The following is a 26,757-nucleotide window of genomic DNA, read 5'->3' as shown; positions in this document are numbered from 1 at the left end:
CTCCTCCTTTCTACGCACCCGATCGGGAACCCGGTCCCGGATCGACTATCCTAGGCTTTGTCAGAAAAGTCTGCTCGCAGGCAACGGTCTATGCACGCCAGGCATACCATGGCCCTGAAACTGCTGGCCAACTTATCGTACCGCGTGCAGATCCGGCGTAGTTCTTTGATCCACCCGAAACAGCGCTGGATGATTTTCCACCGAGGTTTGTCAAAGCCCCTCGGTGCACCAGGGCGTGTCTTGCGCTTCATTTTGCGTCTGGCAATGATGGGCTTCATCCGGTGTCAGTCGCAGTAGCGGCGAAGCGGATCGCTGTCATAGCCCTTGTCCGCCACGATGAAGCAACAGCGCTTGAGCGTCTGCTTCCGTGACCAGGCAGGAGGGCGTGCTCCATGATCGGGATGAGGAGCCGCTAATCCGATTCCTGACCCGGCGACAAGGTGAAGGTCAGCGGCCAACCATGTCGATCGCACACCATGTGAATCTTGGTCGTCAATCCAGCCCGGCTGTGTCCCAGGGCATGGTCTACGGGTTCTTGCTGCCCCTTTTTTTTGCCGCCTCCCGAGCGGCTCGCGTTGCCCGGATTGAGGTCGAGTCGATCATCCACGTATCAAGATCCATCAGACCATCCTCGCGGAGTCACAGTTGGAGCCGAGCCAGGATGGCTTCGAAAGTACCATCGTCGCGCCATTGCCGGAATCGGTCATAGACCGTCTTCCAAGGACCATAACGCTCAGGCAGATCGCGCCACTTGGCCCCTGAGCATAGGATCCAGAAGATCCCGTTCAACACCTGACGGTCATCACGACGGGGGCGCGCCGTAGTCTGCGGCGGTGACACGATATCCTCAATGAGGACCCAGCCGTTGTCAGAGATCTCGTAGCGTCCTGCCATAGGCCACCTATGCTGTTAAAGCATAGGTGGCCTTAGCAGATCCGACTTTTCGGACAAAACCTCGCATGGCCATGGCAAGCTCGAAGACCACGATACCCCAGCCGTCATCGATGGCGACGATCCCCAGCAGCAGGCGAGCCCGCAACCGGGTATCACCACTGGCCCGCACCGTCTCCTGCACGGCCGCAGGATCAGTCGCCACCGAGATGGCCGCCAGTGATACCGCCACCACTATCGGGAACCCCAATGCCAGCAGACCGGCACCCACCGCCACCCCGACACCCACCAGCACCAGCAGCGAGATACGCGGCAGGCGGGTTCGGCTGGCCACCACGTCGGCCAGGATGCTGATGGAGAGGATTACGCCCAGCAGCAACAGGCTGGCTGCGGTAACGCTGGGGTCGACTGGCAGCCAGGAGAGTGTCTCGGGGAGAGTCACCTTGTCGTTCCTCGTTGGTCATGAGGCAGTCAGGTAGCAAGCCGCCAGCCTAGCATGGAGATGCGAGCCAGTGACCCCGAATCATGGAGCCATCACGAACGCCTGGTCGACCGGCCACCTTACCCGGAAACCATCGGCCGTGGCGCCTTGTCGCACCCGACTTGATCCATGTCACACAAGGACTCCCTCCAGGGTCCATACTGAATATTCGTTACATCACCTTACTCTCTGATTCAGGAGTTTATATGGCACGTCAAGACAAGGGCGCCACCCCTTGGCTGGTCCTGGGGCTGCCCGTCGCACTGGGCCTCGCCTGGGTCACCCATGGCAGCGGGGTGATCGAGGACGACCCGGAGCGCAATATCGCGATTCCCGATGAGCTGACCATGCCGCTGCAGGTCCAGGCCGCCTATAACGACTCACACATCTTCTTCCGCTACCGATGGCCCGCAGAGCGTCCGCATATCCTCCACGACGTGCTGGTCTACGAGGATGGCGACTGGGTGAGAAAGGGCAGCGGAATGCCTGGCTCCAACCCCGATGGCCTCCACGAGGATCGCGTCGCAATGATGCTCGATGACGGCAGCGTACCGAACTTCGCGCGTTACGGTGGCTACATGACCATCGGGGCCGGGGCCGCCGGCCTCACCGACGAGGCCCCGGAAGAGGTCTCCAAATCGATGCCCGGTACGCGCATCGACCTGACCGACTGGGCCAGCCGCCAGGCGCCGGAGACCCTCGAGGCCCAGCGCGAGGCGGGCTACTTCCTTGATCTCTGGCACTGGCGCGGCCATCGCTCTAACCCCTTGAACCTTTCCGACGACCAGTGGGTCGGCGCGGAACGTTCCGGGGACGCGGGACGCAGCCCCTATACCACCAACTGGGACGGCGATGCGGGTCAACCGCAATGGATGTTTGACCCGGAAAAAACGGGCCAGACCGCCCTGCGCTGGGAGGACATCGAGGCCGGCCGGGTGGACTTCGACAGCCCCTACTTTCTGGCGGAGGCCACCGCGACCGACTTCGATCCCGACCACGACTGGCAGAACGGCGACGTCATCCCACGCCGTTTCCTCCGCCAGACGGAAGGCTCCCGGGGCGACATCACCGTCCAGGGTGAAGGGCGCTGGGCCGATGGCTACTGGGACGTGACCCTTTCCCGCCGTCTGGATACCGGTAATCCGCTGGACGACAAGATCCTGCGCGACCAAGGCCTCTACGCGGCGGCTTTTTCGGTACACCGCAATGCCACCGGGGGACGCTGGCACAACGTATCGCTGCCCGTCTCGCTGGGCCTGGGGCGGGATGCCGACCTCACGGCTACCCCCTTCCAGGGCAGGACGCCAGACTGGTCGGATGACTGGAAGGAAGTCACCCTCTTCTACCCCGGGCAGGTGAACTGGCCGCTGCTGGTCAGCCGGGCCCATGCCGGCGCGGAGCACATCGCCGAAGGCACCCCGGTAAAGGCCCGGCACAGCGAGCGACAGCTGGCGATCTACGGCGTGGAGATGGAGTTCAAAGACGCCATCATTCGCCAGTGGGGCCTGACCCTGCTCGCCGGCCTGATCGCCATGCTCGGCGTTACCATCGCGCTGTTCCCTGTCTTCCGCAACACCTCCACCGACCGCAAGGGAGAAGCATCATGAGCGGCATTCACCATATGCTCGTCCACTTCCCGTTGGGCTTCTGGACACTCGCTACCCTGATGATCCTGATCGGCGCCCTGCTGCCCGGCCGCATGGCTGAAATCAGCCGCGTCGCCCTGCTGCCGGTGCTCATACTGAGCCTGCTGGCCGCCCTGGTGGCCATCACCACCGGCCTCATGGTCTGGCCACTTGAAGCCAGCACCGCAAGCCCCCTGGTGCGCAATCATATCCTCACGGCGCTCTGGTCGCTGGGTGTCTTCACCATGCTGACCGTACTCGTCTGGCGGGCGGGCAGCTCGGCCTTCGATGGCGCCAGTCGCTGGGTACTGGTGATCCTCGCGCTGATCGGCATCTCCATCTTTGCCACGACCGGCACCATCGGCGGCCACCTGGTGGGGGCCACGACACAGTTCTCCGAACTGCTGAAGCTGTTCGGCTGGGACGTCTATCACACCTTCTTCGTCCCGACCTGGGTGATCGTCGTGATGGTGCTCATCGGTATCGCCTGTGCCGTGCTGGGGCTCATGGGGCGCCGCACGGCCAGCTGAGCCCGCCACCCCCGGCCTGCCCTCTTGTCCCATGCAGGCACCATGAAGAAGGCCCCGCATCGGCGGGGTCTTCTTCATGGGCGGCGGGCAAGCCCGGTCTACTCGAAGCTGAAGCGCGGCGCGGAGGCGTCCGGCAGCAGGGCCGCACAGGCGCGCACCCGTTCCAGCAGTGCCTCGTGGGTCGGCGCGAGCAGGTTGATGTGGGCCAGCTTGCGGCCGGCTCGCTCGCTCTTGTCGTAGCGATGCAGGTGGGCGTCCGGCAAGGCCAGGATCTCGGCCGGATCGCCCTCGCGGCCGATCACGTTGACCATGCAGGTCGGCATGCGCGCCGAGGTATCGCCCAGTGGCAGCCCCTGGATGGCACGCAGGTGGTTCTCGAACTGGCTGGTCACCGCACCGTCGATCGACCAGTGGCCGGAGTTGTGCACCCGGGGGGCCATCTCGTTGGCCAGCAGGCTGCCATCGGCGCACTGGAAGAGCTCCAGGGTCAGCACGCCCACGTAGTCGAGCGCGTCGAGCAGGGCACGGATGTAGCCGTCGGCGATCTGCTCGACCCCCGCGTCCAGGTCCGGCAGGGGCGCGATGGAGTAGCGCAGGATGCCCTCCACGTGCTGGTTCTCGGCCATGGGATAGAAGGCCACCTCGCCGTCACGACCGCGCACGGCGATGATCGATACCTCGCGCACGAAGTCGACGAAGGCCTCCACGACCAGCCGCGGGTGGTTGATCGCGCGCCAGGCGTCATGGGCCTCACCGGGGTCCTTGAGCACCGCCTGGCCCTTGCCGTCATAGCCCTCGGTGACCGACTTGGCCACCACCGGGCAGCCCAGCTCGCGGGCCGCGGCCTCGAGCTCATCGGCATGCTCCACCAGGCGATAGGCAGGGGTAGGAATGCCCAGGCGATCGAACAGCGCCTTCTCCTCGGCGCGGTTCTGACAGACGCGGATCGCTCGGCTTCCGGGATAGACCGGCCTGACCTCCTCGATCGCCTGGACCAGCGAGACCGGCAGGTGCTCGAACTCGTAGGTGACGAGATCGACCTTCTCGAGGAAGGCGTCGAGATGCTTGCGGTCCCCCTCTTCATTCAAATTCAGGATCATCACCTCGCCGATGCCCGCGCTGGGGTGGCCGGTGGTGTCGAGGAAGGTAAAGCGGTTGGCCAGCGGGTAGCCGGCGAGGGCCAGCATGCGGCCGAGCTGGCCGGCACCCAGGACGCCGATATTCATGGTGGGCTCCTTCATTCGCTATCGGGCCGGGGGTCGGGCCGGGGATCAGGATGGTCGAGCACCGTCTGGGTCTGCTCGGCGCGGAAGGCCTCCACGGCGGCGCGCACGGTTGCATCCTGCAGGCCGACGATCTGCGCGGCCAGCAGACCGGCGTTGGTGGCGCCGGCCTTGCCGATGGCGAGCGTGCCCACGGCGATACCGCCGGGCATCTGCACAATGGAGAGCAGCGAGTCCAGGCCCTTGAGCGCCTTGGACTCCACCGGCACGCCAAGCACCGGCAGCGCGGTCTGCGAGGCCACCATGCCCGGCAGGTGGGCCGCCCCGCCGGCGCCGGCGATGATCACCGACAGGCCCCGCTCGGCCGCGCCCTTGGCGTAGTCGAAGAGCAGGTCGGGGGTGCGGTGGGCGGAAACCACCCGGCTCTCGCAGGACACGCCCAGCCGCTCGAGCATCGCCACCGCATGCTCCATCACCGGCCAGTCGGACGTCGACCCCATGATCACGCCAACCCTCGGCGCCTGTGTATCGGACTGCATGGCCTGCTCCTCGGCAACTGCCTCAGTACGGTAGGTAAAGAGTGCGGAAAGGAAAGCCACACATTCTAAAGCTGCGGACCTGCACCGTCATCTTGACCGCTCGGACAGCCCCGCCTCACGGCGGCTGGCCAGCCAGTTTCCGGCCAGCGCCAGCACCATCACCATCACCCCGGCCACTTCCACCATCAGGCCGGGGTAGAAGGCTGCGACGATTGCCGGCAGCAGTACCAGGCGCACCGGCCAGGACATCCAGGTGAAGAGGAAGCCTTCCAGGGAAGTGGCGAAGGCCCCCAGGGCCAGGAAGCCGATGAAGGCAGTCCATACCAGCACCGGCACCGACCCCCCCATGATGATCTCCGGGTTGTAGACCATGAACAGCGGGATCAGGTAGAGGCCCTTGGCGAACTTCCAGGCCTGAAAGCCGGTCTCCATGGGCTTGGCACCGGCGATTGCCGCGCCGGCGAAACCGGCCAGCGCAATGGGCGGCGTGACGTTGGAGTCCTGGGAGTACCAGAACACCACCAGGTGGGCGATCAGCAGCGGCACGCCGAATTCGGTGGTCAGCGCCGGCCCCACCAGCACGATCAGCACGATGTAGCTGGCCGTGACCGGCAGGCCCATGCCCAGCACCAGACTGGCCAGCAGCACCATCACCAGCGCCAGCAGCAGGTTGCCGCCGGAGAAGGCCATCATCATCGAGGAGAACTTGAGCCCCAGACCCGTCAGACCCACCACGCCGACGATCACGCCGGCCACGGCGCAGGCCATGGAGACGGCCACAGCATTGCGCGCGCCCAGCTCCAGGCCGCCGACCAGCTTGACCAGCCCGGCCTTCAGCGCCTCGCGCAGGGTCTCCGCGGTCACCCTCTGGCCCTCGCGTGGCGCGATGAACAGGAACCACACCGCGAAGCGCGCCACCGCCACGGCCAGCATGGTGAGGATGGCGTAGTAGCCCACCCGCATGGGTGACATGTTCATCACCAGCAGCCACACCAGCACCAGCAGTGGCAGCAGGAAGTGCCAACCGGCCCCCATGACGTCGCGCATCTGGGGCAGCTCCGAGCGCGGTATGCCCTGCATGCCCTGCTTGAGGGCGATGATGTGGACGAAGAGATAGACGGTGGCGAAGTACATGATGGCCGGCAGGATGCTGACCTTGACCACCTCGAGGTAGGGCATCCGGGTGTACTCGGCGATCAGGAAGGCCCCGGCACCCATCAGCGGCGGCATGATCTGCCCGCCGGTGGAGGCCGCCGCTTCGATGCCGCCGGCCTGAGCCGGCTTGTAGCCCAGGCGCTTCATCAGCGGGATGGTGAACGCCCCGGTGGTCACCACGTTGGCCATGGCGCTGCCGGAGATCGAGCCCATGCCCGCCGAGGCGATGACCGCCGCCTTGGCCGGGCCGCCGCGCTGGCGACCGGTGGCGGCATAGGCCAGGTCGATGAAGAACTTGCCCGCGCCGGTGATCTCCAGGAAGGCGCCGAACAGCACGAAGATGAAGATGTAGGTGGCCGCCACGCCCAGCGGAAGGCCGAAGATGCCCTCCTGGCCCAGGTAGAGCTGGCCCACCAGGCGGTCCAGGTTGTAGCCGCGGTGCTCGAGGATGCCGGGCAGGAACTGGCCGAGCCACGGCAGCTCGCCGCGCGGGCCGGCGAAGGCGTAGAGGATGGCGACCATCCCGATGATGGTCATGCCCAGGCCCACCGCCCGGCGCGCTGCCTCGAGCACGGTGACGGTGGCGATGCAGCCGACCACGATATCGGCCTGGCTCCAGAAGCCGGCACGGTTGATGATCTCGTCGAGAAAGAGCACCAGGTAGCCGCCGGTGATCAGCGCCCCGCCGAGGAAGACTGCGTCGACCAGTCCGCTGATAGGCCCGCGACCATGCTTCGGCCCCAGCAACGGGAACATCAGGAAGGCCATCATCATGATCAGCATCAGGTGGATGCTGCGCTGATAGAAGAGGCCCAGCGGCTGGATGCCCGCGGAGTAGAGCTGGAACAGCGATAGCCCCACCGCCACCAGGGTGATCAGCCACAGCACCGGGCGGGAATGGTTCGCCTGGCTGCCGGGAATGATGGGGGAGGTGCCCGAATCGCTCATGTGATTATCCCAGGGTCGTGGTTCATTCAGGGGGTGTGAGGCGGACGGTTACCGGCTGGTTCTCGGCCAGGCGACTCAAGCTGATGCGCTCGCCGTCCACTACCAGGCGGTGATTCACGCGCATGGCGCCTACCCGCAATCGGTAGGCGTTGCCCGGCACCGGCTCGTCGATCGCCTCGATCCAGTAGCCGCCCTCGCCGTCGGAGACCTGGCGGCCGCGCCCGGGGATATGGTCCAGCCCCGCGGCGAAGTCGGGCAGGTGGCTGCGCGTCAGGACCATGCGACCCTGCCGATGGCGATAGCAGTCCAGCACCGCGAACCCCTCCACCGAGTGGTTCCACTCCAGGCACCAGCCCTCCCCCTCGGGCATCGGCAGGCTCACCAGGCGCTCGCCATCGGCGTCCAGCACCTCCAGCCGGGCCTGGTCGGCCGCGACCGCCGGGCTGCCGGCCGCCGGATCGCCGTCCGCCGGATCGCCGGCCGCCGGATCGCCGGCCGCAAGTCCCACACAAAGCAGCAGGGCGGGCAGCCAGGCCCGCCCCGCGATCAGGCGTGATGTGCGCATGGCGCGTCAGGGACGCTGATGATCGGCGATCTCGGCACCCACTTCCTCGTAGTAGCGCAGCGCACCCGGATGGAAGGCGATCGGAGTCGACTCCACGCTGAACTCCACGGTGGTGTCGTTGGCCGCCGGGTGGATGGCGATCAGCTCGTCGGTGTACTCGAAGAGCACCTTGGTAATCTGGTAGGCCAGCTCCTCGTCCATCTCGCTGCTCACCGCCAGCACGTTGGGGATGCCGATGCTCTGTACCGCCTCGTCCATGCCCTCGTAGAGGCCCGCCTTCAGCGTGTAGGCAGCGAACACGGGCTCGGCCTGCTTGGCCTTGGCGACCTCCTCGTCGGTCAGGCCGACCAGGCGGATGTCGCGGGTGGTGGCCAGGTTCATGATCGAGCTGGTGGGCGGGCCTACGCTCCAGAAGCCGGCGTCGATGTCGCCGTCGCGGATGGCATCGGCGGTCTCGTTGAAATTCAGGCGCCGCGGGTCGAAGTCGTCATAGGTGATGCCGTTGGCCTCGAGCAGGGTCTGGGCGTTGACCTCGGTACCACTGCCCGGGGCGCCCACGGAGACCGTCTTGCCCTCGAGGTCGGAGAGCGACTCGATGCCGGAATCGGCCAGGGTGACGATCTGCACGGCGTTGGGGTAGATGGAGGCCAGCGCACGGATGTTCTCCAGCTGGCGTCCCTCGAAGTCGCCGGTGCCGTTGTAGGCCTGATAGACGGTGTCGGCCAGTGCCAGGGCGAGGTCGGAATCCCCCCGCCACACCAGCCCCATGTTCTCCACCGAGGCGCCGGTCACCTCGGCCACGGCGTCGTAGCCCTCGATGTGCTTGCCGATCATCTCGGCCAGGCCACCCCCGTAGGGATAGTAGGTGCCGCCGGTACCGCCGGTGGCGACGGAGAGCTGCTGCGCGGCAGCCAGGGGGGCCGTGGCCATCAGCGTGGCGGCAGCGGCGTACTTCAGGAATCGCATGGCAATCCTCCAGTCCTGGAACAGGTTTGTTGTGAATTGTCTCGGCGCCGGCATCCATGGCGCCTCACCTCACGCTAGCACGGGCGCAGCGTGAGAACCCAATGCTACTATTTCTACGTTCCCCGAGATTTTCGGCAATTCACCCAAGGTCGAATCCTGGACTCACTCCTCGACCAGCGCCTTCACCTTGTCGACGATATGGACACCGATGGGAATAGCCGAGGTGGCCGCCGGCGACGGGGCATTGCCCACGTTGACGGTGCGCGGCGTGTTGACGAACAGGAAGTCATCCACCAGCTTGCCATCGCGGGACACCGCCTGGGCGCGCACGCCGGCCGGATAGGGGCCCAGGTCCTCCAGGTCCAGGCTCGGGCAGTACTTGCGCACCAGCTCGAGGTAGCCGCGCTTGTGCAGCGAGTTCTTCATCTCGGTGAGGCCCGGTTTCAGGTTGCGACCCAGCACCCGGAGGATGCCCGGGTCGCTGAACATCCGCGCCATGTCGCCGAGCGACACGTCACGCCGGCGGTAGCCCTCGCGCTTGAAGGCCAGCACCGCATTGGGGCCCACGGTGACCGAGCCGTCGATCATCCGCGTCAGGTGCACGCCCAGGAAGGGCATGGAGGGATCCGGAATCGGATAGATGAGGTGGTTGACGATGTCGTTGTGCTGCTCGGGCAGCCGATAGTACTCGCCGCGGAAGGGGCAGATGGTGAAGCCGGGATCCTGGCCCAGCATGCGCACCACCCGGTCGGCCATCAGCCCCGAGCAGGTCACGAGATAGCGCCCGGCGAACTCGCCGGCGCCGGTGGTCACTACCACCTCCTGGCGTCGCTCCTCCAGGGCGGTGACCTCCGCCCCGAAGCGGATCTCGCCGCCCATCCGCTCGAACTCGGCGGCCATGGCCCGGGTCACCGCGGCGTAGTCGACGATGCCGCTGGAGGGCACGAAGATGCCGCCGAGCCCGGTGATGTTGGGTTCTCGCTCGGCGAGCGCCTCGGGCCCCAGCCACTCGCGCTCCAGGCCATTGGCCTCGGTGCGCTCCCACAGCGCCTGCATGCGCTGCATCTCCAGGTCATTGGTGGCCACCAGCAGCTTGCCGCAGCTGTCATAGGGGATGGCGTGGGCCTCGCAGAAAGCCTTGGTGGCCCGGTTGCCCGCCAGGCAGAAGCGCGCTTTGAGGCTGCCCGGCGTGTAATAGACACCGGCGTGGATCACGCCGCTGTTGTGGCCAGTCTGGTGGCACGCCGCCTCGCCCTCCTTCTCCACCACCAGCATGCGGCGATCCGGATAGGCCTGCTTGAGCTGCATGGCGGTGGACATGCCCAGGATGCCGCCACCGATGATGATGAAATCGTACATGCCGTCCTCGCTCCTCCAATGAGACGGCCATGCCGTCGTCACGGCGTGGCCTCGTCAGTCTAACCCGTCGATCGAGTCACGACGCGTCAGACCTGGCGCGGGTTGCGCAGAGTCTTGGCATGAGGCCTCGAATAACACCAAAGAATCACCGAATCGATACTGGCAAAAACGCCGGATAGCCCCCATAGTGTGGCTGTCGAAACCGCCCACTGGAGCATCATGAGCACGGCACGTCACACCGCCCACGCGGAACTCACCGACCCCCCGCGAAGCTGCCCTGACCTCGATGTCAGGGACCTGGAAAAACGGTCACGCCTCATGCGCATCATCACGCGGCTGATCGCCGTGTCGGACCTGGGCAGCAAGGAAATCGCCCGCCGCGCCGGTCTGCCGATGCAGAAGATCAGCGACCTCCTCTCGGGGAAGCTGGAGCACCTCTCCATCGACGAGCTGCGCCTGGTCTACCGCACCATCGACCCGAGCAATTCACCGCCCTGATCACTCCCTCCCGCGGGAGGCCGGCACGATGACGAACAGCGAACGCTCCGCCCTGCAGGCGGGGCGTTTTTTCTTGCCCGCCAGGCATCCTTAAAACCTTTTAAACTCAATGACTTGCACTAACATTACGCCAGGATTAAGAGATTACTAACAATCCCTTGATCGACATCAAATGCCTAGACCTTGGTCGCAGGTAGCCTTCCGGTATCAACCTTGACCCGTCAGGCGGCAACCCCGCCCCACCCAGGCCACCGGAGGCGCCATGGACCCCATTCGCCGTTCCCTTCTCGGCCAGCTGGCCCGCCTCAGCGCGGGCGCCGCGATGGTGCCGCTCTCGAGCGTCGCCAGCGCCGGCATCAACCAGCAGCCACCCCGCCGTGAAGGCGATCCCAGCAAGCGCTACGGCATGCTCATCGACCTACGCCAGTGCATCGGCTGCCAGGCCTGCACCGTGTCGTGCCATATCGAGAACGCCGCCCCGCTGGGCAGCTTTCGCACCACCGTTGCCCAGTACGAGGTGGAGCACCAGGAGACCGGTGAGGTCGCCACCTTCATGCTGCCGAGGCTCTGCAACCACTGCGAGAACCCGCCCTGCGTGCCGGTCTGTCCGGTGGAGGCCACCTACCAGCGCCAGGACGGCATCGTGGTGGTCGACAGCGACCGCTGCGTGGGCTGCGCCTACTGCGTCAACGCCTGCCCCTACGATGCCCGCTTCATCAACGAGCGCACCCAGACCGCCGACAAGTGCACCTTCTGCGCCCACCGCCTGGAGGCGGGCCTACTGCCAGCCTGCGTGGAGAGCTGCGTGGGCGGCGCGCGGATCATCGGCGACATGCGCGACCCCGAGAGCCAGATCAGCCGCATGATCGCCGAGCACCGCAATAATCTGATGGTGCTGCAGCCCGAGAAGAACACCCGGCCCCAGGTCTTCTACCTCGGCATGGACGAGCGCTTCGTCACTCGCCCCGACGCCGCGCCGGTGGCCCTGGACGTCCTCGACCCCCACGGCAAGGAGATGGGCTATGAATTCCGCCATTGAGCTGCTCGCCCCGCGCTACGACATCGCCTGGTACCCCTGGGCAGTGCAGTACTTTTTCCTGATCGCCCTCTCCTACGCCACCCTGTGGCTGGCCGCCCCGGCGCTGGTGTTCGGCAAGAAGGCCTGGTTGCCTACCGCACGCCTGGCCCTGCTCGCCTGCCTGACCACCACCCTGGTGGCCCCGGTGGCGCTGCTCGCCGACCTGCACCAGCCGCTGCGCTTCTGGCACTTCTACGCCTACGCCAACAGCCACTCATGGATGTCCATCGGCAGCCTGATCCTGCCGCTATACGTGGTAGGCGTAATCGTGCTGGCCTGGCTGGCCTGGCGCCCGGCGCTGCAGGCCCATCGTCAGGCGCCCGGCATCGCCGGCTTCATTGCCCGCTGGCTGTCGCTGGGCAACTCCCCTACCCCGCGCGCCCTGCTGGTGCTGGTGGGCCTGGGCACCCTGGCCCTCTCCACCGGCATCATGCTCTACACCGGCGCCGAGGTGGCCATCGTCAAGGCCCGCCCACTGTGGCACACCCTGTGGCTACCGCCGATGTTCGTGGCCACCGGCTTTATCGCCGCCACCGGCCTGATCCTGGTGCTCAACCGCGTGGCCGGCGAGCGCAGCACTGCGATCAACAGGCAGATGCTCAAGGTGATGCTGGGCGCCTGCCTGGTGGCCGGCATCGCCGCCGGCAGCTGGTTCCTCGACGGCATCAACGCCAACGTCGGCTCGGTGGCCGCGGCCATGGAGTCGGTGCGCGACAGCGCCGAGTGGCGCAGCACCGCCTTGTGGGGTGGCCTCACCGGCGTGGCCCTGTTCGGCGCCGTGCTCTACCTGCTCACCCGCCCCGCCGCGCGTCGCCCGGCACTCTATACCTGGGCCTGGGTGCTGGGCCTGGTGGCCCTGCACGTGGGCTGGATGTTCCGCTGGGTGGTGTTGATGGACGTGCAGACCATCGCCCGCAACAGTGCCGGCTTCCACCACTACGGCATTCCCGCTGGCTCCTCCGGCATCCTGGGCATCGTCGGCACCTTCGGCCTGTGGCTCGCCGCCATCCTGCTGATCGATCTCTTCGTGCCGTGGCGCCAGGCCCGCCAGGGCGGCAGTGCCGCCGACATTCCCCCCGCACAACCCGACGCCCAGAGCGCTGCGGAAACCACTGAAGGAGCCCCCGGCCATGGCTAAGTTCCCTGTCGATACCTCACGCCGTCGCTTCATGAAAGGTGCCGTCGCCGCCGGCGGTGCCGCCACCTTCGCCGCCGGCTACGCCGACCCGCTGCTCAAGATGGGCAAGGGGGTCACCGGCAGCGCCGGCGAAAAACCCGAGCACCGCATCCACGGCAACTCACTGGCGCCGGAATACACCGTCGACCCGCAGAGCGGCGAGCTGACCCTCAACCCGGACCAGCGCCTCGCCTTCACCGTCTGCTACGGCTGCACCACCAAGTGCGGCGTGCGGGTGCGTATCGACAACGACACCGACCAGGTGCTGCGCGTCGCCGGCAACCCGTACAACCCGCTTTCCGCCGACGAGCACCTGCCCATGCGTACCCCGGTGGCCGATGCCCTGCGCGGGCTGAGCGCCTATGGCGACCAGGGTCAGCAGAACCGCTCCACCGCCTGCGCCCGGGGCAACGCCATGATGGCGCAGATCGATAGCCCCTTCCGCGTCACCCACTGCCTCAAGCGGGTCGGTGGGCGCGGCGGCCGTGAATGGCAGAAAGTGCCCTTCGAGCAGGTCATCGAGGAGATCTGTGAGGGCGGCGACCTGTTCGGCGAGGGCCAGGTGGACGGGCTGCGTGCCATCCACGATGTCGACACCCCCATCGACCCGGAGAACCCCGAGTACGGCCCCAAGGCCAACCAGCTGATGGTGATGGAGGCCACCGACTACGGCCGCTCGGCGCTGCTCAAGCGTTTCACCTTCAACGCCTTCGGCACCCGCAACTACGGCCACCACGGCTCCTACTGCGGACTGGCCTTCCGCATGGGCTCCGGCGCGGTGATGAACGACATGAAGAAGTTCGCCCACGTCAAGCCGGACATCCAGAACGCGCGCTTCATCATGTACATCGGCTGTGCACCCAGCCAGGCCGGCAACCCCTTCAAGCGCCAGGGGCGGCTGATCGCCCAGGCACGTGCCGCCGGCACCCTGGAGTACGTGGTGGTGGACCCGGGCCTCAACGCCTCGGTCTCCCACGCCACCGACCGCAACCGCTGGGTGCCGATCCGCCCGGGCACCGACAGCGCCTTCGCCATGGCCGTGATCCAGTGGCTGCTCGACAACGAGGGTTACGCGAAGGACTTCCTGGCGCTGCCCGGCCAGCCCGCCGCGGACGCCGCCGACGAGACCACCCACACCAATGCCACCCACCTGGTGATCGACAGCGAAGGCCACCCGCGCCGTGGCCGCTTCCTGCGCGCCAGCGACTTGGACCAGGCCGAAGCCGACAGCGAGAATGACCTGCCCATGGTGGTCGCCGACGGCGAGCTGGTGGCGAGCGACACGGTAATGGTCGCCGAGTTGTTCGTCGACCGCGAGGTGGAGCTTGCCGATGGCGACACGGTGCGCGTCAAAAGCAGCATGACACTGCTGCGCGAGGCGGCCCACGAGCACAGCCTGGCCGACTATGCCGAGCACTGCGGTATCCCCGAGAAGCCCATCGTCGAGCTGGCCCGGCGCTACGCCAGCCACGGCCGCCGCGCCGTGGTCAACTGCCACGGCGGCATGATGTCCGGCAACGGCTTCTACGCCGCCTTTGCGGTGCAGATGCTCAACGTGCTGGCCGGCAACCACAACCGCAAGGGCGGCAGCGCCCCCGGCGGCGGCCAGTTCAACGGCGTGGGCGAAGGCCCCCGCTACGACCTGGCGAACTTCCCCGGCAAGCGCGGCCCCCAGGGGATCTTCCTCTCCCGCTCGCGCTTCCCCTACGAGAAATCCTCCGAGTACCAGCGCAAGGTGGCCGCCGGCGAGAACCCCTACCCGGCGCGGGCACCGTGGCGCTCCCTGGCGCCGCCCACCCTCACCGAGCACCTGCCCTCGGCACTGGACGGCTACCCCTACCCGATCAAGGCGGTGATCGGCTGCATGGCCAACCCCATCTACGGCCAGGCTGGTCTGGAGGCGCTGATCGCCGACAAGCTCAAGGATCCCAAGCGCCTGGGGTTGTATGTGGCCATCGACGGCTTCCTCAACGAGACCAACCGCTACGCCGACTACATCGTACCGGACTCGGTGATGTACGAGGTGTGGGGCTTCACCAGCGCCTGGAAGGGCACCCTGGGCAAGATGACCACCGCCTGCTGGCCGGTGGTTGAGCCGCGCCAGCAGAAGACCGAGGAAGGCGAGCCGGTCTCCATGGAGAGCTTCTTCATCGCCACGGCCAAGCGCCTGGGGCTGCCCGGCTTCGGCGAGGGAGCGATCCCCGACGCCGAGGGCAAGCTGCACCCGCTGAACCGCGCCGAGGACTTCTTCCTGCGCGCCGCCGCCAACGTGGCCATGCAGGGCGAGCCGTTGCCCGACGTCGACGAGAGCGATATCGCCCACGCCGGCCTGGCGCCGCTGCTGCCAAAGCTTTCGCGCACCCTCAAGCCCGAAGAGCGCGGGCCGGTGGCCTACCTCTATGCCCGCGGCGGCCGATTCGAGGATTTCAAGGACCACTTCAAGGGCGATAAGCTGACCAGCGCCTGGAAGCGCACCCTGTGTATCTACAATGAGCAGGTGGGTACCAGCATCAACACCCAGAGCGGTCAGCACAACCGCGGCGTGCCCTGCCACGGCCTGCCGCCGCTGGCCGATGGCCGCGCCATGCGCGAGGTGTTCACCGAGGAGGAGTGGCCGCTGCTGGCGTTCTCGTTCAAGTCGAACCTGATGAACTCCTACGCCATCGGCCTCGAGCGGCTGCGCATGATCAAGCCCTACAACCCGGTGATGATGCATCGCCAGGACGCCGAGCGCTTCGGCATCCAGCACGGCGATACCATCCGCATCGAGAGCCCCGGCGGCAGCGTGGTCGCCCTGGCGCTGGTCGGCGAGGGGGTGATGCCGGGGGCCCTGGGCATCGAGCACGGCTACGGCCACCGTGACCTGGGGGCCACCCCCCACGTGATAGACGGCGAGTCCCAGCCGGACCTCGAATGGCTGCGCGCCGGGGTCCGCCTCAATGACCTGGGCTTCAGGGACCCGACCCGCCGGGTGGCCGGCACCTGGCTCGAGCCCATCAGCGGCGCCGCCGTGCGCCAGGGCCTGCCGATCCGCGTGACCCGGCTGGAGGCCTGACGGGTCGCGCTGTCCGGCCCCGTCGAGCGGCTAGTCGTTCGCCAGGTAGTGCACGCTGAACAGCGCCTGGTCATCGCACCAGACGGCGCCTGACCGGTAACCGGCACGCGCCGCCAGGGCCTGGAAGCCCGCCACGCTGTACTTGCAGGAATTCTCGGTATGCAGCGCCTCGCCTTCCTCGAAGACGAAGCGCTGCCCCTCGAGGATGATGGCCTGGCGCTGCCGGCTGACCAGGTGCATCTCGATGCGCGATGCCGGCGCATTGAAGAAGGCCCGGTGCTGGAAGGCATCCACTTCGACCGCGGCCCCCAGATCGCGGCGCATGCGCTCGAGCAGGTTGAGGTTGAAGGCCGCCGTGACGCCGGCAGCGTCGTTGTAGGCCGCCTCCAGTAGGCCTCGCTCCTTGACCAGGTCGACGCCGACCAGCACCCCGCTGCCCGGCGGCAGGGCCCGACGCAGCCGGGAGAGGAAGGCCTCGGCCTCGGCCGGCGTGAAGTTGCCGATGCTCGAGCCGGGGAAGAAGGCCACCATCCGTCGCCCCTCGACGCCCGACGGCAGCGCCAGGCGACGCGAGAAATCCCCCCAGGCGGCATGCACCTCCAGCCACGGATAGTCCGCCGCCAGGCGACGGGTGCTCTTCAGCAGGAAGTCGCGGGAGATGTCCATGCCCAGGTAGCGGCGGGGGCGCATCGCCTCCAGCAGCAGCCGGACCTTGCGGCTGGCGCCGCTGCCGAGCTCGACCATCAGCGCGCCCGGGCCCACCAGCGCCGCGATCTCCGCGGCGGCGCCGGCCAGGATGCCCTCCTCGGTGCGCGTCAGGTAGTACTCCGGCTGCTCGCAGATGGCCTCGAAGAGCCGCGAGCCCCGCTCGTCGTAGAAGTACTTGGGCGAGAGGGCCTTGGGCGTGGCGCCGAGCCCCTGGATCACGTCGTCGCGAAAGGTGCCCCCCGCGCCCTCGACATGCTGGTCATGGAAGTGTACGGCTGTGGACATCGAGGCCCCTCGCTGGCGAACGGTTCTGGCAGAAGCCGGCACCACGGCGACCGCCGGGATGGCGTCGCGTCACCGATTTGCCTCTAGGAGCCTGTCGGGTTTGACCGATCGTAGCGAGAGAGACGGATTTCGAGACAAGTTTATCGATCTGATGAGGCGAATAGCCCGCTATTTAACGAATCAGATCGAATGAAGTTGGCCGAAAGACCGGTTCTCGCAGTAGATCAGCGTTAAGTCCGACAGGCTCCTAGACTGTGGCGGCAACACCTCATCACTCTAATACCCCACCAATCTAGAGCGAGCCTGATCATGCAGCAACCGCAGCAGCCCCTGGGGTTACAAGCGTTACGGGATATCGTCCTCGTCGGCGGCGGGCACACCCACGTGGGGGTGCTGAAGCGCTTCGCCATGAAGCCCGAGCCGGGCGTCAGGCTCACTCTGATCTGCCGCGACACCCATACCCCCTACTCGGGCATGCTGCCGGGCTATGTCGCCGGGCACTACACCTACGACGAGGTGCATATCGACCTGCGCCGGCTGGCCGAATACGCCGGGGCCCGCTTCTTCAGCGACGAGACCATCGGCATCGACCACGACGAGCGCAAGGTGCTCTGCCGCTCGCGCCCCCCGGTGCCCTACGACTGGATGTCGATCAACATCGGCTCGACGCCTCGCGTGGAGGCGGTCAGCGGTGCCGCCGAGCATGCCGTCCCGGTCAAGCCGATCCACCAGTTCAACGACCGCTGGCAGACGCTGCTCCGGCGCATCGAGGAGCACCCGGGCCGGACCCGCGTCGCGGTGGTCGGCGGCGGCGCCGGCGGCGTCGAGCTGCTGCTGGCCATGCAGTACCGGCTGGGCCGCGAGCTGGCCGCCCGGGGGCGCGACCCGGCCGAGCTCTCCTTTGCGCTCTTCACCCGCGGCGAGCGGACCCTGCCGACCCACAACGCGCGGGTGCGCGCGCACTTCCAAGACACCCTGGCCCGCCGCGGCGTCGAGGTGCATACCGCCACCGAGGTGGTCGACGTCGAGGCGGGCCGCCTGCAGGCGGCCGATGGCACCTGGCACGGCGCCGACGAGATCATCTGGGTGACCAATGCCGGCGGCGCCGCCTGGCTCAAGGACACCCGGCTCGCGCTGGATGACGACGGCTTCATCCAGGTCGACGACACCCTGCGCTCGCTCTCGGACCCGCGGATCTTCGCCGCCGGCGACATCGCCCACCAGGTCAACCATCCCCGCGAGAAGGCCGGAGTCTTCGCCGTGCGCCAGGGCCGCCCGCTGGCCGACAACCTGCGCGCCGCGGTGACCGGCCGGCCGCTCTCGCCCTATCGCCCGCAGCGCGACTGGCTGGCGCTGATCAGCACCGGCGACCGCCACGCAGTGGCCTCCCGGGGCGGGCTGTGCCTGGCCGGTGACTGGGTATGGCGCTGGAAGGACGGCATCGACCGGCGCTTCATGGCCAAGTTCAACGAGCTGCCGCCGATGGAAGAAGGTGCCATGCCGGCGTCCCGGCCCAGCAAGGTAGTGCTGGACGAGGAGGAGAACGCCCAGGCGGTCTCGGCCATCGCCATGCGCTGCGGCGGCTGCGGGGCCAAGGTGGGGGCCACCACCCTCTCCCGGGCGCTCTCGACGCTTGAGCCGGTGGCGCGCGAGGAGGTGCGGGTCGGCCTGCATGCCCCGGACGACGCCGCCGTGGTGCGGGTGCCACCGGGCAAGGACATGGTGCATACCGTGGACTTCTTCCGCGCCTTCATCGACGACCCCTACGTGTTCGGCAAGGTCGCCGCCAACCACGCGCTCGGCGACATCTTCGCCATGGGCGCCGAGGCGCAGACCGCCACCGCCGTGGCCACAGTGCCCCAGGGGCTCGAGGCCAAGGTCGAGGACACCGTCTTCCAGATGATGAGCGGCGCGGTGGAGGTGCTCAACGCCGCCGGCTGCGCCCTGGTGGGCGGGCACACCGGCGAGGGCAGCGAGCTGGCCCTGGGCTTCGCCGTCAATGGCCTGATCGACAGCGGCAGCGCCGGGGACGATGGCCGCGCCGACACGGCCCTGATGACCAAGGGCGGGCTGCGCCCCGGCCAGGTGCTGATCCTCACCAAGCCCATCGGCACCGGCACGCTGTTCGCCGCCCACGCGAGGCTCGCCGCCCGGGGGCGCTGGATCGATGCGGCCCTGGCCAGCATGGTCCAGTCCAACCGCGCGGGGGCGGCCTGCCTGCATGAGCACGGGGCCAGTGCCTGCACGGACCTCACCGGCTTCGGCCTGCTCGGGCACCTGGTGGAGATGACGCGCCCCTCAGGGGTGGATGCCGAGCTCGACCTGGCGGCCCTGCCGCTGCTCGAGGGGGCGGAGGAGACCGTGGCCGCCGGCATCCTGAGCTCCCTGCAGCCCGCCAACGTGCGACTGCGCCGGGCCATCCGCGACCCGGCGGCCTGGGTCGAGCACCCGCGCTACCCGCTGCTCTTCGACCCCCAGACCGCCGGGGGGCTGCTGGCCAGCGTGCCCGCCGAGCGCGCCGAGGCCTGCCTGGAAGCCCTGCATGCCCTGGGCTATGCCCGGGCCAGCGTCATCGGCCGGGTCCTCGACCCCGGCGAGGCGCTGGAGCCTATCCGGCTCACGGGATGACGGTGAGGATGACCTGCCGAACGGCGGCATCAACAAGTTCACTCTGGACGTCCTGATCAACCTGACGGCGCCGGCTCATTTCCCCCTCGAGCGGGAGATTGAGGACGAGAAGGAAGTGTGTCATTTTCAGAAGACGACTGCACCAGGTGACGGGTCGCAACGCCCGATGTGAAGGCGGCTCCTGACAGCCGGGTATCCGCAGTCGCCTTCACCAACCTCGACTATGCTCAGTACTCCTATGCACCACAGGCGGGTCGGGGCATGGCGTCAGACACCTCACCGATTGCCGAGCAAGGCGTGGCCACCCTATCCGATGAAGCCTGGACACAGGCCCGGCAACGAACGGCCATCATCGGGCCCTTGGCGGCACTTGAGGTAGTCGGGCATGAGGCCGTCGACGCCGCCGCCCAAGCACTGGGTCTGTCCCGGCGGCAGGTGTATGTCCTGATCCGCCGCGCGCGACAAGGCAGTGGCCTTGTCACGGACCTGGCACCCGGCCGATCCGGCGGTGGCAAGGGCAGGGGGCGTCTGCCGGCGTCGGTCGAGCGCATCATCCGCGAGCTGCTGCACAAGCGCTTTCTGACCAAGCAGAAGCGCAACCTGGCAACGCTCCACCGGGAAGTCGCGCTGGCGTGCAAAGCGCAGAAACTGAGGGTGCCGGCGCGCAATACCGTGGCCCGGCGGGTCGCCGACCTTGATCCGCTCCAGACGACTCGCCGCCGGGAAGGCCATTAGGCGTCCCGCAACCTGCAAGGTGCGGGTGGCGTTCCTCCCGCCGTAACCTCGCCGCTGGAGCAGGTGCAGATCGACCACACGGTCATCGACCTGATCGTGGTGGATGAGCGCGACCGGCAACCGATTGGCAGGCCTTACCTGACCATCGCTATCGACGTATTCACCCGCTGCGTGCTCGGCATGGTAGTCACGCTGGAAGCACCGTCCGCCGTCTCGGTTGGCCGGTGCCTCGCGCACATCGCCTGCGACAAGCGCCCCTGGCTGGAAGGACTGGACGTAGAAATGGACTGGCCGATGAGCGGCAAGCCCAGGTTGCTCTACCTGGACAACGCGGCAGAGTTCAAGAGCGAGGCGCTGCGCCGCGTCGCTCCCGCTGCGGCGGCATTCACCGATTGCCACCCCGGACATGGCCCGCTACCTGCTCACCCGCAGCGAGGGCACGATTGGCGAGCTGACGCACCTGTTGATGGCGGCGGCCGTCGCCGCGGTGGAGAGTGGCGAGGAAGCCATCACCCCCGCACGCTCAGCATGGCCGATTACACCGGCCCCAGTGAGCGGCGACGCCAGTTCGAGCGGGAGTTGATGTGAAGCCGGTACCACGCTGGCCGCTGCATCCGGCCCCCGTGGAGGGAGAGGCCTTATCGTCATGGCTCCGCCGTGTCGCGGCGTGCTACCAGATGGACGCGCGCGACCTTCTGGAGAATGACCTCGGGCACGGCCAGGTCGATGACCTGGACATCGCACCGCCGCTGTCGCTGCTGACGGTGCTCTCCCAGCGCAGCGGCATTGAGTTGGACCGGCTGCGCTGCATGAGCATCGTCGGCTGGGTGCCGTGGCTGCTGGACAGCCTCGACGACCGGATTCCGGCTGCGCTGGACACTTATGCGTTCCAGCTCTCCGTGCTGCTGCCGAGGCGCACCCGCAAGACGAGAGCGATCAACCGCTGGCGAGCCTGGCTCCCCAGCCAACTGATCCGCCGGGCCTGCCCACTCTGCCTGGACGGTTCGGCGGAACAAGCCATATTGCTCGCCTGGAAGCTGCCCCTGATGCTGAGCTGTCCGCAGCATGGTTGTTGGCTGGAGGCCTATTGGGGCGTGCCGGCGCATTATCTTGGCTGGGAGAACGCCGACTCTGCACCTCGCGAAGCCAGCGAAGCGATGACGGCGATGGACCAGCGCAGCTGGCAGGCGCTGACGATGGGCTACGTGGAGCTGCCGCGCCGGCGCGTCCATGCCGGCCTCTGGTTCCGGTTGCTGCGCAGCGTGCTGGATGAGCTGAACACCCCGCTCTCTTACTGCGGGAAGGGGGCCGGCAGCATCTGCTATGTCTGGGAGCACTGTGGCCAGCCGCCACGCGCTGGACAAAACCAATGGCGTCCCTACGAAATACTGGATCCGGCGGTGCAGCTGCAAATGCTGGAGGCGGCAGCCACCGCCTTCGACCTGCTCGAATCGCAGGCCGTGATCCCGCGCGGGGAGCAGGCGGCGTTGTTCTTGCCAGCACTGCAGACTGGCGCCACCAGCCGCCTGCTTGCCAAGGAACGGCAGCAGGAGCCCATGCGCGACTGGAAGGGGATGGTCAGGGCGGTCAACGAAGCCTTCACCGAGGCGCGGTACAATCCCGAGACAGCCCGATCACTGTTCGCGCTGGCGGCCTATGGGAAGCGAGACCCCGAATCCTTGGAACGTCTGCGCGCCGAGTTTGCCCAGGAGGGCATTCCGCCGGCATTCCTGTCACATTATGAGCCCGATGGATCCTTTGCATGCCGTAAGATAAGTGACTCATTAAGCAGCAAATTTTGACGACCATCGTCGCCTGGCGAAGTCGGTCAATGACTATAATATCAGACCGGTAATCCAACTGAAAAAATAGTACAATAATATCCTGCTTTTACCTGCAAGGTATCGATCAAACTGTTTTTCAGAGGTGTAAGCTATGACATTTTCAATATGGATAACCTTTCTAGTAGCGGCATTCCTGATCAGTATTTCTCCCGGCGCCGGTGCAGTCAACTCCATGAATAGCGGGTTGCGTCACGGTGTGCGTAAATCTATGCCAACCATTCTTGGGCAACAGTTTGGTTACGGTATGCAAATCGTACTGGTCGGTGCTGGGCTGGGGGCTATTGTGGCCTCTTCAAATATCGCACTGTCAGTGATCAAGTGGATGGGGGTGGCCTATCTGGTTTGGTTGGGCATTCAGAAATGGCGAGAGTCACCAGTTGAAGCTACGGGAGAGAACCCGGGAGGTATCAGTAAGAAACAGCAGTTCTGGAACGGAGCTATGGTGAATCTGACTAACCCGAAAGCAACTATTTTTCTGATCGCCCTTTTTCCCCAGTTCCTTGTGGCAGGGACACCTCATGGCCCACAACTTGCCACCATGGGCACAACCCTGATTCTGGTGGACATCCTGGTCATGATTGGCTATGCCCTGCTTGCCAGTCAGCTGTTTCGATTCCTGACCACCCCCTGGCGTCAGCGACAAATGAACCGGATATTCGGAGGTCTGTTTGTAACAGCCGCCGTGGCTCTGGCGAGTTTTAAGCGCTCTTGATTTCATTGAAAATTCAAGAGAGAGCGAGTCATTATCTAGGCGATAATATGGAGCTTATAAGGGTGTGTGCAGGATAGAGTCTTTCATGACCACCGTCTGGTGCAAGTTATCCACGAACCGTGCCAAAGCCGGGGACCAAGTGTCCGGTTCGGGTGCGGCAAAGTAGGTGTCGACCTCCGCGATGGGCTTCGGCAATTCCAGGTAGTGGATACTGAAACGATGCAGGTGCGCCTCAACGGTCACTCGGGGGAGCACGGTATAGCCCATCCCGGCCGAGACACAGCCGAGCATGGCGTCCACTGTACCGAACTCGAAAATCCGAGCCGCAGTGACGCCGTAGGATGCCAGCAGCAATTCGATACGCTGGCGATAGCTGCACCCTTGGCGAAAAGCGAGAAACGCTGACGACAACAGTTCTTCTGAGGGGGGGATGGCGGTCATGGGCTCGGGACCGACCAGCACAAGCCTTTCGCTGAAAGCCTTGAGCAGGTGGTAGCGGCGATGCTCAAGACGGCCGGCCACGAATACGCAGTCGACCTGCCCTGCTATCAGCAACTCGACCAACTCGGCTGTTGGGCCAGTCTTGAGCTTGATGTCGACTTCAGGATGCGCAGCGTGGTACGCCGCCAGGATCGGGGGGAGGCGCAGCGCAGTCGTGGTCTCCATGGCTCCAATACGCAGTCGGCCACACAGCTTTTCGTTGTCCTTGAACAGGGATAGCGCTTCATCATGGGCATCCAGCATGCGCTCGGCGTACTCCAATAGAGCCAGCCCGGCACTCGTCAAGCGGGCCTGCCCCGTGCGATAGACGAGCTTGGCGCCAACTTCTTCTTCAAGCTTCTTGATATGGGCCGTCACATTGGATTGCACCGTGTGCTGCCGTTCGGCGGCTGCCACGAAACTGCCGGTCTCGGCCACAGTCGTGAACAGGCGTAACGATTTGAGTTGCATGGCAGTCTCCCAAGTGGCTCTAAATATCTCATAAAAAGATAGTGTATATCATAATAAATCGTTTCTAAGGAACTATTCGTCGTGGGTACGATGCCCCTGTACTTGGTGCGCGTCGATCACAGCGCCTCTAGACAGGACAACCGCATGGTCCAAAAGAGAGATCTTCCTGCCCTACTAACGGGCGTTATGGCCACGTTTGCCGGGATCGGCGTGGCCCGTTTTGCCTATACACCTCTGCTACCGGCGCTGGTCCAGGAGCAATGGTTCAGCGCCAGTCAGGCCGCCTACCTGGGGGCTGCCAACCTGCTGGGCTACCTGATCGGTGCCTTGGCCGGTCACCCCTTGACCGAGCGTTACCCGAGGCGTGCGGTTATCGGGGCAAGTTTCGCGGGTATCGTCCTGAGCTTCCTGCTCTGCGCTGAGCCGGGCAGCTTCGCTTGGTTTTTCATCTGGCGGCTGGTCTCGGGCATCGCCGGTGGCATCCTCATGGTTGTTGGTCCTTCGTTGGCACTATCTGCCACGACAGCTGACAGGCGTACCAACGTTGGCGCCTTGGTCTTTACCGGCATTGGCCTGGGCGCACTGCTTTCGGCATCGGTAGTGCCGGTGCTGCTTGAGACAAGCCTGATGGCGACCTGGGTCACGTTGGGCCTGCTGTGTCTCGTCGCCGGTATGCTCTGCGATCGGGGCGTCAGCCACCTGGCCTCACCACCTTTGCCATCCTCCGAGGGAGCGAATGGCCAAGGAGGACACGCCGGCATGGTGATGGCCGTGGTGCTGGTTATAGGTGCTTATGCCCTGGATGCGGTGGGCTTCGTGCCGCATACCGTGTTCTGGGTCGACTACCTGACAAGGGAAAACACCCTGGGCCACTATGCCGCTTCTCTGCAATGGGGCATCTTCGGCGTGGGCGCCGTCTGTGGTCCCTTGATCGCCGGCGCTATAGCGCGGCAGGTGGGCTGGCACCATGGCCTAGCCTTGGCATTTCTGGCCAAGGCCGCCGCTGTCATCCTACCGGTATTATCCCTAGCATTCCTCAGCCGGTCGGCTTCCTCGTTCATGGTCGGCGCCATGATCCCCGGCATTGTTGCCCTGACTTCCGGCCGCCTTGCCGAGCTGGTGGGCCCGAGCGAGCACAAGAGACTTTGGGGCCAGGCCACCGCAGCTTTCGCCGCCGCGCAGGCAATTGCTGGTTACGGCATGTCTTGGCTCTACGACCTATGGGGAACCTATACCCCGCTCTTCGCCATCGGCGGGTTCATGTTGGCAGGTGGCTTCGCCCTGATTCTTCTCAGCCATGGCGTGCAAATGCGCCAAGGTAATGAATCTGCTCATCCGTGGAGACAGTGATGGAGCTCTTTCTGAATGCGACATCCCCCTATGCTCGTATGGTTCGCATCGTCGTGCTGGAAATGGATCTGGCCGAGGCGGTCACGCTACGCTGGTGCGACCCTTGGGGTGACGAGTCCGCCTTGCTCGAGGCTAATCCTGCCGGACGCATTCCTGCGTTGGTCACCGAGGAGGGCACCACACTGAGTGAATCGCTCCTCATTGCCACCTACCTGAATGCTCTTGGCCAGAGCGAGACGGTCATCCCCTCGGGCCGGCTCAATGAGGTCCTGCATCTGGCTGGGCTTGGGCAGAGCCTGATGGACGCCGCCTTCACGACAGTGATCTCTAGAAAGCATCACGGCAAAGGGGTCGACGATAGCGTGTTAGGACGACGGCGTTGGCGGGCGATGCAGCGGATCCTTGAACGATTGGAAAGCGAGCTCAATGAAAGCCAGGTATCACCAGCAGTGACCCTGGGAGATATCTCTATAGCGGTTGCGCTGGACTATCTGGCGTTTCGTTTGCCCGAGTTGGACTGGGCAAGTAGCCATCCCCAGCTCCAAGCGTGGCATCGTCTTATCACCGGTGAAGAAAGCTTCCAGCAGACGGTATTTGAGTAGCTAAGAGCCCTGCACACCAGAGCGGCCCTTCGGCCGCTAAGACGTAGTGATCAGTGACTCAGGTTGCCATTTCATAAGACGACTCACGAAAGGCAGGCTATTCCAGTATAAAGTTTGCCGCTACCGACGATCACTGCTTGTCCAGCGATATGGATCAATGAAGCATTATCGTTTCGCTCTGTTTCGGCAAAGATGAGGCTGGGACGACCCATCTCTATACCTTGGTGAATTTTCCATCGATCCAGACCGTGACGTGACATAGCTTCTGCGAGATATCCTGCCAACGCTGCTGCGGCACTCCCGGTAGCAGGGTCTTCACGAACTCCGCCTTCTGTGGAGAACATACGACTGTGTATCGAATGTTCCTGGCCGGAAGCCTTGTCGATTACATAAAGGTAGATCTGTTCGTAGCCGCTCGGTGATACCCACTCCGACCAGGCTTTTGGCGAGGGACGGGCCCGGCTCAGGGCTTCCTGTGAATCGAGTTCGATCAGATGGTAAGGGAGCCCACAGGAAGCCAGAACTGGTTCGCTAATCACCTCCCCTGCATTAAGGCCGAGCAGTTCCTCTGTGGCTGACTGGTTCAGTGTGCTGGCTTGGATATTTAGCGGCGCTGCTGCGGTGAAACGGGCCAGGTCATTGTTGTAGTTCACCACCAAGGATCCGACACCAGCTTCCAGCGTAAGTGGGCGGTCGCGCTTGGCCATTTCCAACTCCGCCAGTAAGTGAGCGGTGCCCACTACTGGATGACCGGCGAAGGGCAGTTCCATGGTCGGCGTAAAGATGCGGATAGGGTAACACGCTGGAGCAATCGCCTCGCCAACGAAGACAGTCTCGGATAGGTTCAATTCG

21 protein-coding genes and 3 pseudogenes are annotated in these 26,757 nt (G+C 65.5%); 13 read left to right on the top strand and 11 right to left on the bottom strand.

Going from position 1 to position 26,757, the window contains the following annotated elements:
• Window positions 1-50: 50 nt before the first annotated feature.
• Together OP498_RS10125 and OP498_RS10120 are read right to left on the bottom strand one after the other, a co-directional pair.
• Window positions 51-894: pseudogene (locus OP498_RS10125) on the bottom strand (IS5 family transposase).
• Window positions 895-901: 7 nt separating this feature from the next.
• Window positions 902-1,333, bottom strand: a complete 432-nt coding sequence (locus tag OP498_RS10120; RefSeq protein ID WP_280548055.1) for a cation:proton antiporter — start codon at window positions 1,331-1,333, stop codon at window positions 902-904.
• 245 nt (window positions 1,334-1,578) lie between these two features.
• Here OP498_RS10120 and OP498_RS10115 point away from each other — a divergent pair, with 245 nt between their 5' ends.
• Window positions 1,579-2,979, top strand: a complete 1,401-nt coding sequence (locus OP498_RS10115; protein ID WP_280548056.1) for an ethylbenzene dehydrogenase-related protein — start codon at window positions 1,579-1,581, stop codon at window positions 2,977-2,979.
• Window positions 2,976-3,527, top strand: coding sequence for a hypothetical protein (locus OP498_RS10110; protein ID WP_280548057.1), 552 nt, complete (start codon window positions 2,976-2,978; stop codon window positions 3,525-3,527). Before OP498_RS10115 ends, OP498_RS10110 begins: the two co-directional genes overlap by 4 nt.
• Window positions 3,528-3,625: 98 nt before the next feature.
• Here OP498_RS10110 and OP498_RS10105 read toward each other — a convergent pair whose 3' ends face one another.
• From OP498_RS10105 to lhgO, 6 genes are all read right to left on the bottom strand, one after another.
• A complete protein-coding gene (locus OP498_RS10105) occupies window positions 3,626-4,753 on the bottom strand; it encodes a 5-(carboxyamino)imidazole ribonucleotide synthase (RefSeq protein ID WP_280548058.1) in 1,128 nt (375 codons plus the stop codon).
• An 11-nt stretch (window positions 4,754-4,764) separates the two neighbouring features.
• Entirely contained in the window at window positions 4,765-5,289 is a 525-nt protein-coding gene (purE, locus tag OP498_RS10100) for a 5-(carboxyamino)imidazole ribonucleotide mutase (RefSeq protein ID WP_280548059.1), read from the bottom strand.
• Window positions 5,290-5,376: 87 nt separating this feature from the next.
• Window positions 5,377-7,392, bottom strand: a complete 2,016-nt coding sequence (locus OP498_RS10095) for a TRAP transporter fused permease subunit (RefSeq protein WP_280548060.1) — start codon at window positions 7,390-7,392, stop codon at window positions 5,377-5,379.
• Window positions 7,393-7,414: 22 nt separating this feature from the next.
• On the bottom strand, window positions 7,415-7,957 hold the full coding sequence (locus OP498_RS10090; protein WP_280548061.1) for a DUF1850 domain-containing protein: 543 nt from the start codon (window positions 7,955-7,957) through the stop codon (window positions 7,415-7,417).
• A gap of 6 nt (window positions 7,958-7,963) precedes the next feature.
• The gene (locus tag OP498_RS10085; protein WP_280548062.1) at window positions 7,964-8,923 is read right to left on the bottom strand and encodes a TAXI family TRAP transporter solute-binding subunit; all 960 of its coding nucleotides are present in this window, start codon (window positions 8,921-8,923) and stop codon (window positions 7,964-7,966) included.
• A gap of 162 nt (window positions 8,924-9,085) precedes the next feature.
• Entirely contained in the window at window positions 9,086-10,282 is a 1,197-nt protein-coding gene (gene lhgO, locus OP498_RS10080) for an L-2-hydroxyglutarate oxidase (protein ID WP_280553422.1), read from the bottom strand.
• Window positions 10,283-10,501: 219 nt separating this feature from the next.
• On the opposite strand from lhgO, the gene OP498_RS10075 reads away from it, so the two are divergent.
• The 4 genes from OP498_RS10075 to OP498_RS10060 all read left to right on the top strand — a co-directional run bounded on the left by OP498_RS10075 (window position 10,502) and on the right by OP498_RS10060 (window position 16,090).
• A complete protein-coding gene (locus tag OP498_RS10075; protein WP_280548064.1) occupies window positions 10,502-10,780 on the top strand; it encodes an XRE family transcriptional regulator in 279 nt (92 codons plus the stop codon).
• A 262-nt stretch (window positions 10,781-11,042) separates the two neighbouring features.
• Window positions 11,043-11,819, top strand: a complete 777-nt coding sequence (gene dsrO, locus OP498_RS10070; protein ID WP_280548065.1) for a sulfate reduction electron transfer complex DsrMKJOP subunit DsrO — start codon at window positions 11,043-11,045, stop codon at window positions 11,817-11,819.
• The gene (gene nrfD, locus OP498_RS10065; RefSeq protein ID WP_280548067.1) at window positions 11,803-12,996 is read left to right on the top strand and encodes an NrfD/PsrC family molybdoenzyme membrane anchor subunit; all 1,194 of its coding nucleotides are present in this window, start codon (window positions 11,803-11,805) and stop codon (window positions 12,994-12,996) included. Before dsrO ends, nrfD begins: the two co-directional genes overlap by 17 nt.
• Window positions 12,989-16,090: a molybdopterin dinucleotide binding domain-containing protein gene (locus tag OP498_RS10060; RefSeq protein ID WP_280548068.1), complete on the top strand. Its 3,102-nt coding sequence runs from the start codon at window positions 12,989-12,991 to the stop codon at window positions 16,088-16,090. The genes nrfD and OP498_RS10060 overlap by 8 nt, the downstream gene beginning before the upstream one ends.
• Window positions 16,091-16,120: 30 nt before the next feature.
• Here OP498_RS10060 and egtD read toward each other — a convergent pair whose 3' ends face one another.
• Window positions 16,121-17,083: an L-histidine N(alpha)-methyltransferase gene (egtD, locus tag OP498_RS10055; protein WP_280548069.1), complete on the bottom strand. Its 963-nt coding sequence runs from the start codon at window positions 17,081-17,083 to the stop codon at window positions 16,121-16,123.
• 309 nt (window positions 17,084-17,392) lie between these two features.
• Here egtD and selD point away from each other — a divergent pair, with 309 nt between their 5' ends.
• The 5 genes and pseudogenes from selD to rhtB all read left to right on the top strand — a co-directional run bounded on the left by selD (window position 17,393) and on the right by rhtB (window position 23,002).
• On the top strand, window positions 17,393-19,711 hold the full coding sequence (selD, locus tag OP498_RS10050; RefSeq protein ID WP_280550178.1) for a selenide, water dikinase SelD: 2,319 nt from the start codon (window positions 17,393-17,395) through the stop codon (window positions 19,709-19,711).
• Window positions 19,712-19,972: 261 nt separating this feature from the next.
• Window positions 19,973-20,809: pseudogene (locus OP498_RS10045) on the top strand (transposase family protein); the annotation flags it as partial.
• Window positions 20,805-21,034: pseudogene (locus OP498_RS10040) on the top strand (transposase); the annotation flags it as partial. The pseudogenes OP498_RS10045 and OP498_RS10040, both read left to right, overlap by 5 nt.
• Window positions 21,031-22,248 (top strand): TniQ family protein, encoded by a 1,218-nt coding sequence (locus tag OP498_RS10035; protein ID WP_280550176.1) that lies wholly within the window; start codon window positions 21,031-21,033, stop codon window positions 22,246-22,248. The pseudogene OP498_RS10040 and the gene OP498_RS10035, both read left to right, overlap by 4 nt.
• A 133-nt stretch (window positions 22,249-22,381) precedes the next feature.
• Window positions 22,382-23,002, top strand: coding sequence for a homoserine/homoserine lactone efflux protein (gene rhtB, locus OP498_RS10030; RefSeq protein WP_280550175.1), 621 nt, complete (start codon window positions 22,382-22,384; stop codon window positions 23,000-23,002).
• A 54-nt stretch (window positions 23,003-23,056) separates the two neighbouring features.
• Here the strand turns inward: rhtB and OP498_RS10025 are convergent, their stop codons facing one another.
• Window positions 23,057-23,953, bottom strand: a complete 897-nt coding sequence (locus OP498_RS10025) for a LysR family transcriptional regulator (protein ID WP_280550173.1) — start codon at window positions 23,951-23,953, stop codon at window positions 23,057-23,059.
• Between the two features lie 144 nt (window positions 23,954-24,097).
• Here OP498_RS10025 and OP498_RS10020 point away from each other — a divergent pair, with 144 nt between their 5' ends.
• Together OP498_RS10020 and OP498_RS10015 are read left to right on the top strand one after the other, a co-directional pair.
• Window positions 24,098-25,303 (top strand): YbfB/YjiJ family MFS transporter, encoded by a 1,206-nt coding sequence (locus OP498_RS10020; RefSeq protein ID WP_280550171.1) that lies wholly within the window; start codon window positions 24,098-24,100, stop codon window positions 25,301-25,303.
• Window positions 25,303-25,905 carry a glutathione S-transferase N-terminal domain-containing protein gene (locus OP498_RS10015; RefSeq protein WP_280550169.1) on the top strand — a complete coding sequence of 201 codons (603 nt, stop codon included), beginning with the start codon at window positions 25,303-25,305 and terminating at the stop codon, window positions 25,903-25,905. Before OP498_RS10020 ends, OP498_RS10015 begins: the two co-directional genes overlap by 1 nt.
• Window positions 25,906-25,988: 83 nt before the next feature.
• Here OP498_RS10015 and OP498_RS10010 read toward each other — a convergent pair.
• Window positions 25,989-26,757 (bottom strand): PhzF family phenazine biosynthesis protein (locus OP498_RS10010; protein WP_280553421.1); only part of this gene is annotated, 769 nt, incomplete at its 5' end.

The sequence above is a fragment of the Halomonas sp. 25-S5 genome (assembly GCF_029889845.1).
GTDB lineage: Bacteria > Pseudomonadota > Gammaproteobacteria > Pseudomonadales > Halomonadaceae > Halomonas.
This window is presented reverse-complemented; position numbering and strand designations above follow the sequence as displayed.

What these genes read in the sequence shown, in the direction of transcription:
- OP498_RS10115 (WP_280548056.1), top strand. Translation starts at nt 1,579, where the DNA reads ATGGCACGTCAAGACAAGGGCGCCACCCCTTGGCTGGTCCTGGGGCTG.
- OP498_RS10110 (WP_280548057.1), top strand. Translation starts at nt 2,976, where the DNA reads ATGAGCGGCATTCACCATATGCTCGTCCACTTCCCGTTGGGCTTCTGG.
- OP498_RS10105 (WP_280548058.1), bottom strand. Translation starts at nt 4,753, where the DNA reads ATGAATATCGGCGTCCTGGGTGCCGGCCAGCTCGGCCGCATGCTGGCC.
- purE (WP_280548059.1), bottom strand. Translation starts at nt 5,289, where the DNA reads ATGCAGTCCGATACACAGGCGCCGAGGGTTGGCGTGATCATGGGGTCG.
- OP498_RS10095 (WP_280548060.1), bottom strand. Translation starts at nt 7,392, where the DNA reads ATGAGCGATTCGGGCACCTCCCCCATCATTCCCGGCAGCCAGGCGAAC.
- OP498_RS10090 (WP_280548061.1), bottom strand. Translation starts at nt 7,957, where the DNA reads ATGCGCACATCACGCCTGATCGCGGGGCGGGCCTGGCTGCCCGCCCTG.
- OP498_RS10085 (WP_280548062.1), bottom strand. Translation starts at nt 8,923, where the DNA reads ATGCGATTCCTGAAGTACGCCGCTGCCGCCACGCTGATGGCCACGGCC.
- lhgO (WP_280553422.1), bottom strand. Translation starts at nt 10,282, where the DNA reads ATGTACGATTTCATCATCATCGGTGGCGGCATCCTGGGCATGTCCACC.
- OP498_RS10075 (WP_280548064.1), top strand. Translation starts at nt 10,502, where the DNA reads ATGAGCACGGCACGTCACACCGCCCACGCGGAACTCACCGACCCCCCG.
- dsrO (WP_280548065.1), top strand. Translation starts at nt 11,043, where the DNA reads ATGGACCCCATTCGCCGTTCCCTTCTCGGCCAGCTGGCCCGCCTCAGC.
- nrfD (WP_280548067.1), top strand. Translation starts at nt 11,803, where the DNA reads ATGAATTCCGCCATTGAGCTGCTCGCCCCGCGCTACGACATCGCCTGG.
- OP498_RS10060 (WP_280548068.1), top strand. Translation starts at nt 12,989, where the DNA reads ATGGCTAAGTTCCCTGTCGATACCTCACGCCGTCGCTTCATGAAAGGT.
- egtD (WP_280548069.1), bottom strand. Translation starts at nt 17,083, where the DNA reads ATGTCCACAGCCGTACACTTCCATGACCAGCATGTCGAGGGCGCGGGG.
- selD (WP_280550178.1), top strand. Translation starts at nt 17,393, where the DNA reads ATGCAGCAACCGCAGCAGCCCCTGGGGTTACAAGCGTTACGGGATATC.
- rhtB (WP_280550175.1), top strand. Translation starts at nt 22,382, where the DNA reads ATGACATTTTCAATATGGATAACCTTTCTAGTAGCGGCATTCCTGATC.
- OP498_RS10025 (WP_280550173.1), bottom strand. Translation starts at nt 23,953, where the DNA reads ATGCAACTCAAATCGTTACGCCTGTTCACGACTGTGGCCGAGACCGGC.
- OP498_RS10020 (WP_280550171.1), top strand. Translation starts at nt 24,098, where the DNA reads ATGGTCCAAAAGAGAGATCTTCCTGCCCTACTAACGGGCGTTATGGCC.
- OP498_RS10015 (WP_280550169.1), top strand. Translation starts at nt 25,303, where the DNA reads ATGGAGCTCTTTCTGAATGCGACATCCCCCTATGCTCGTATGGTTCGC.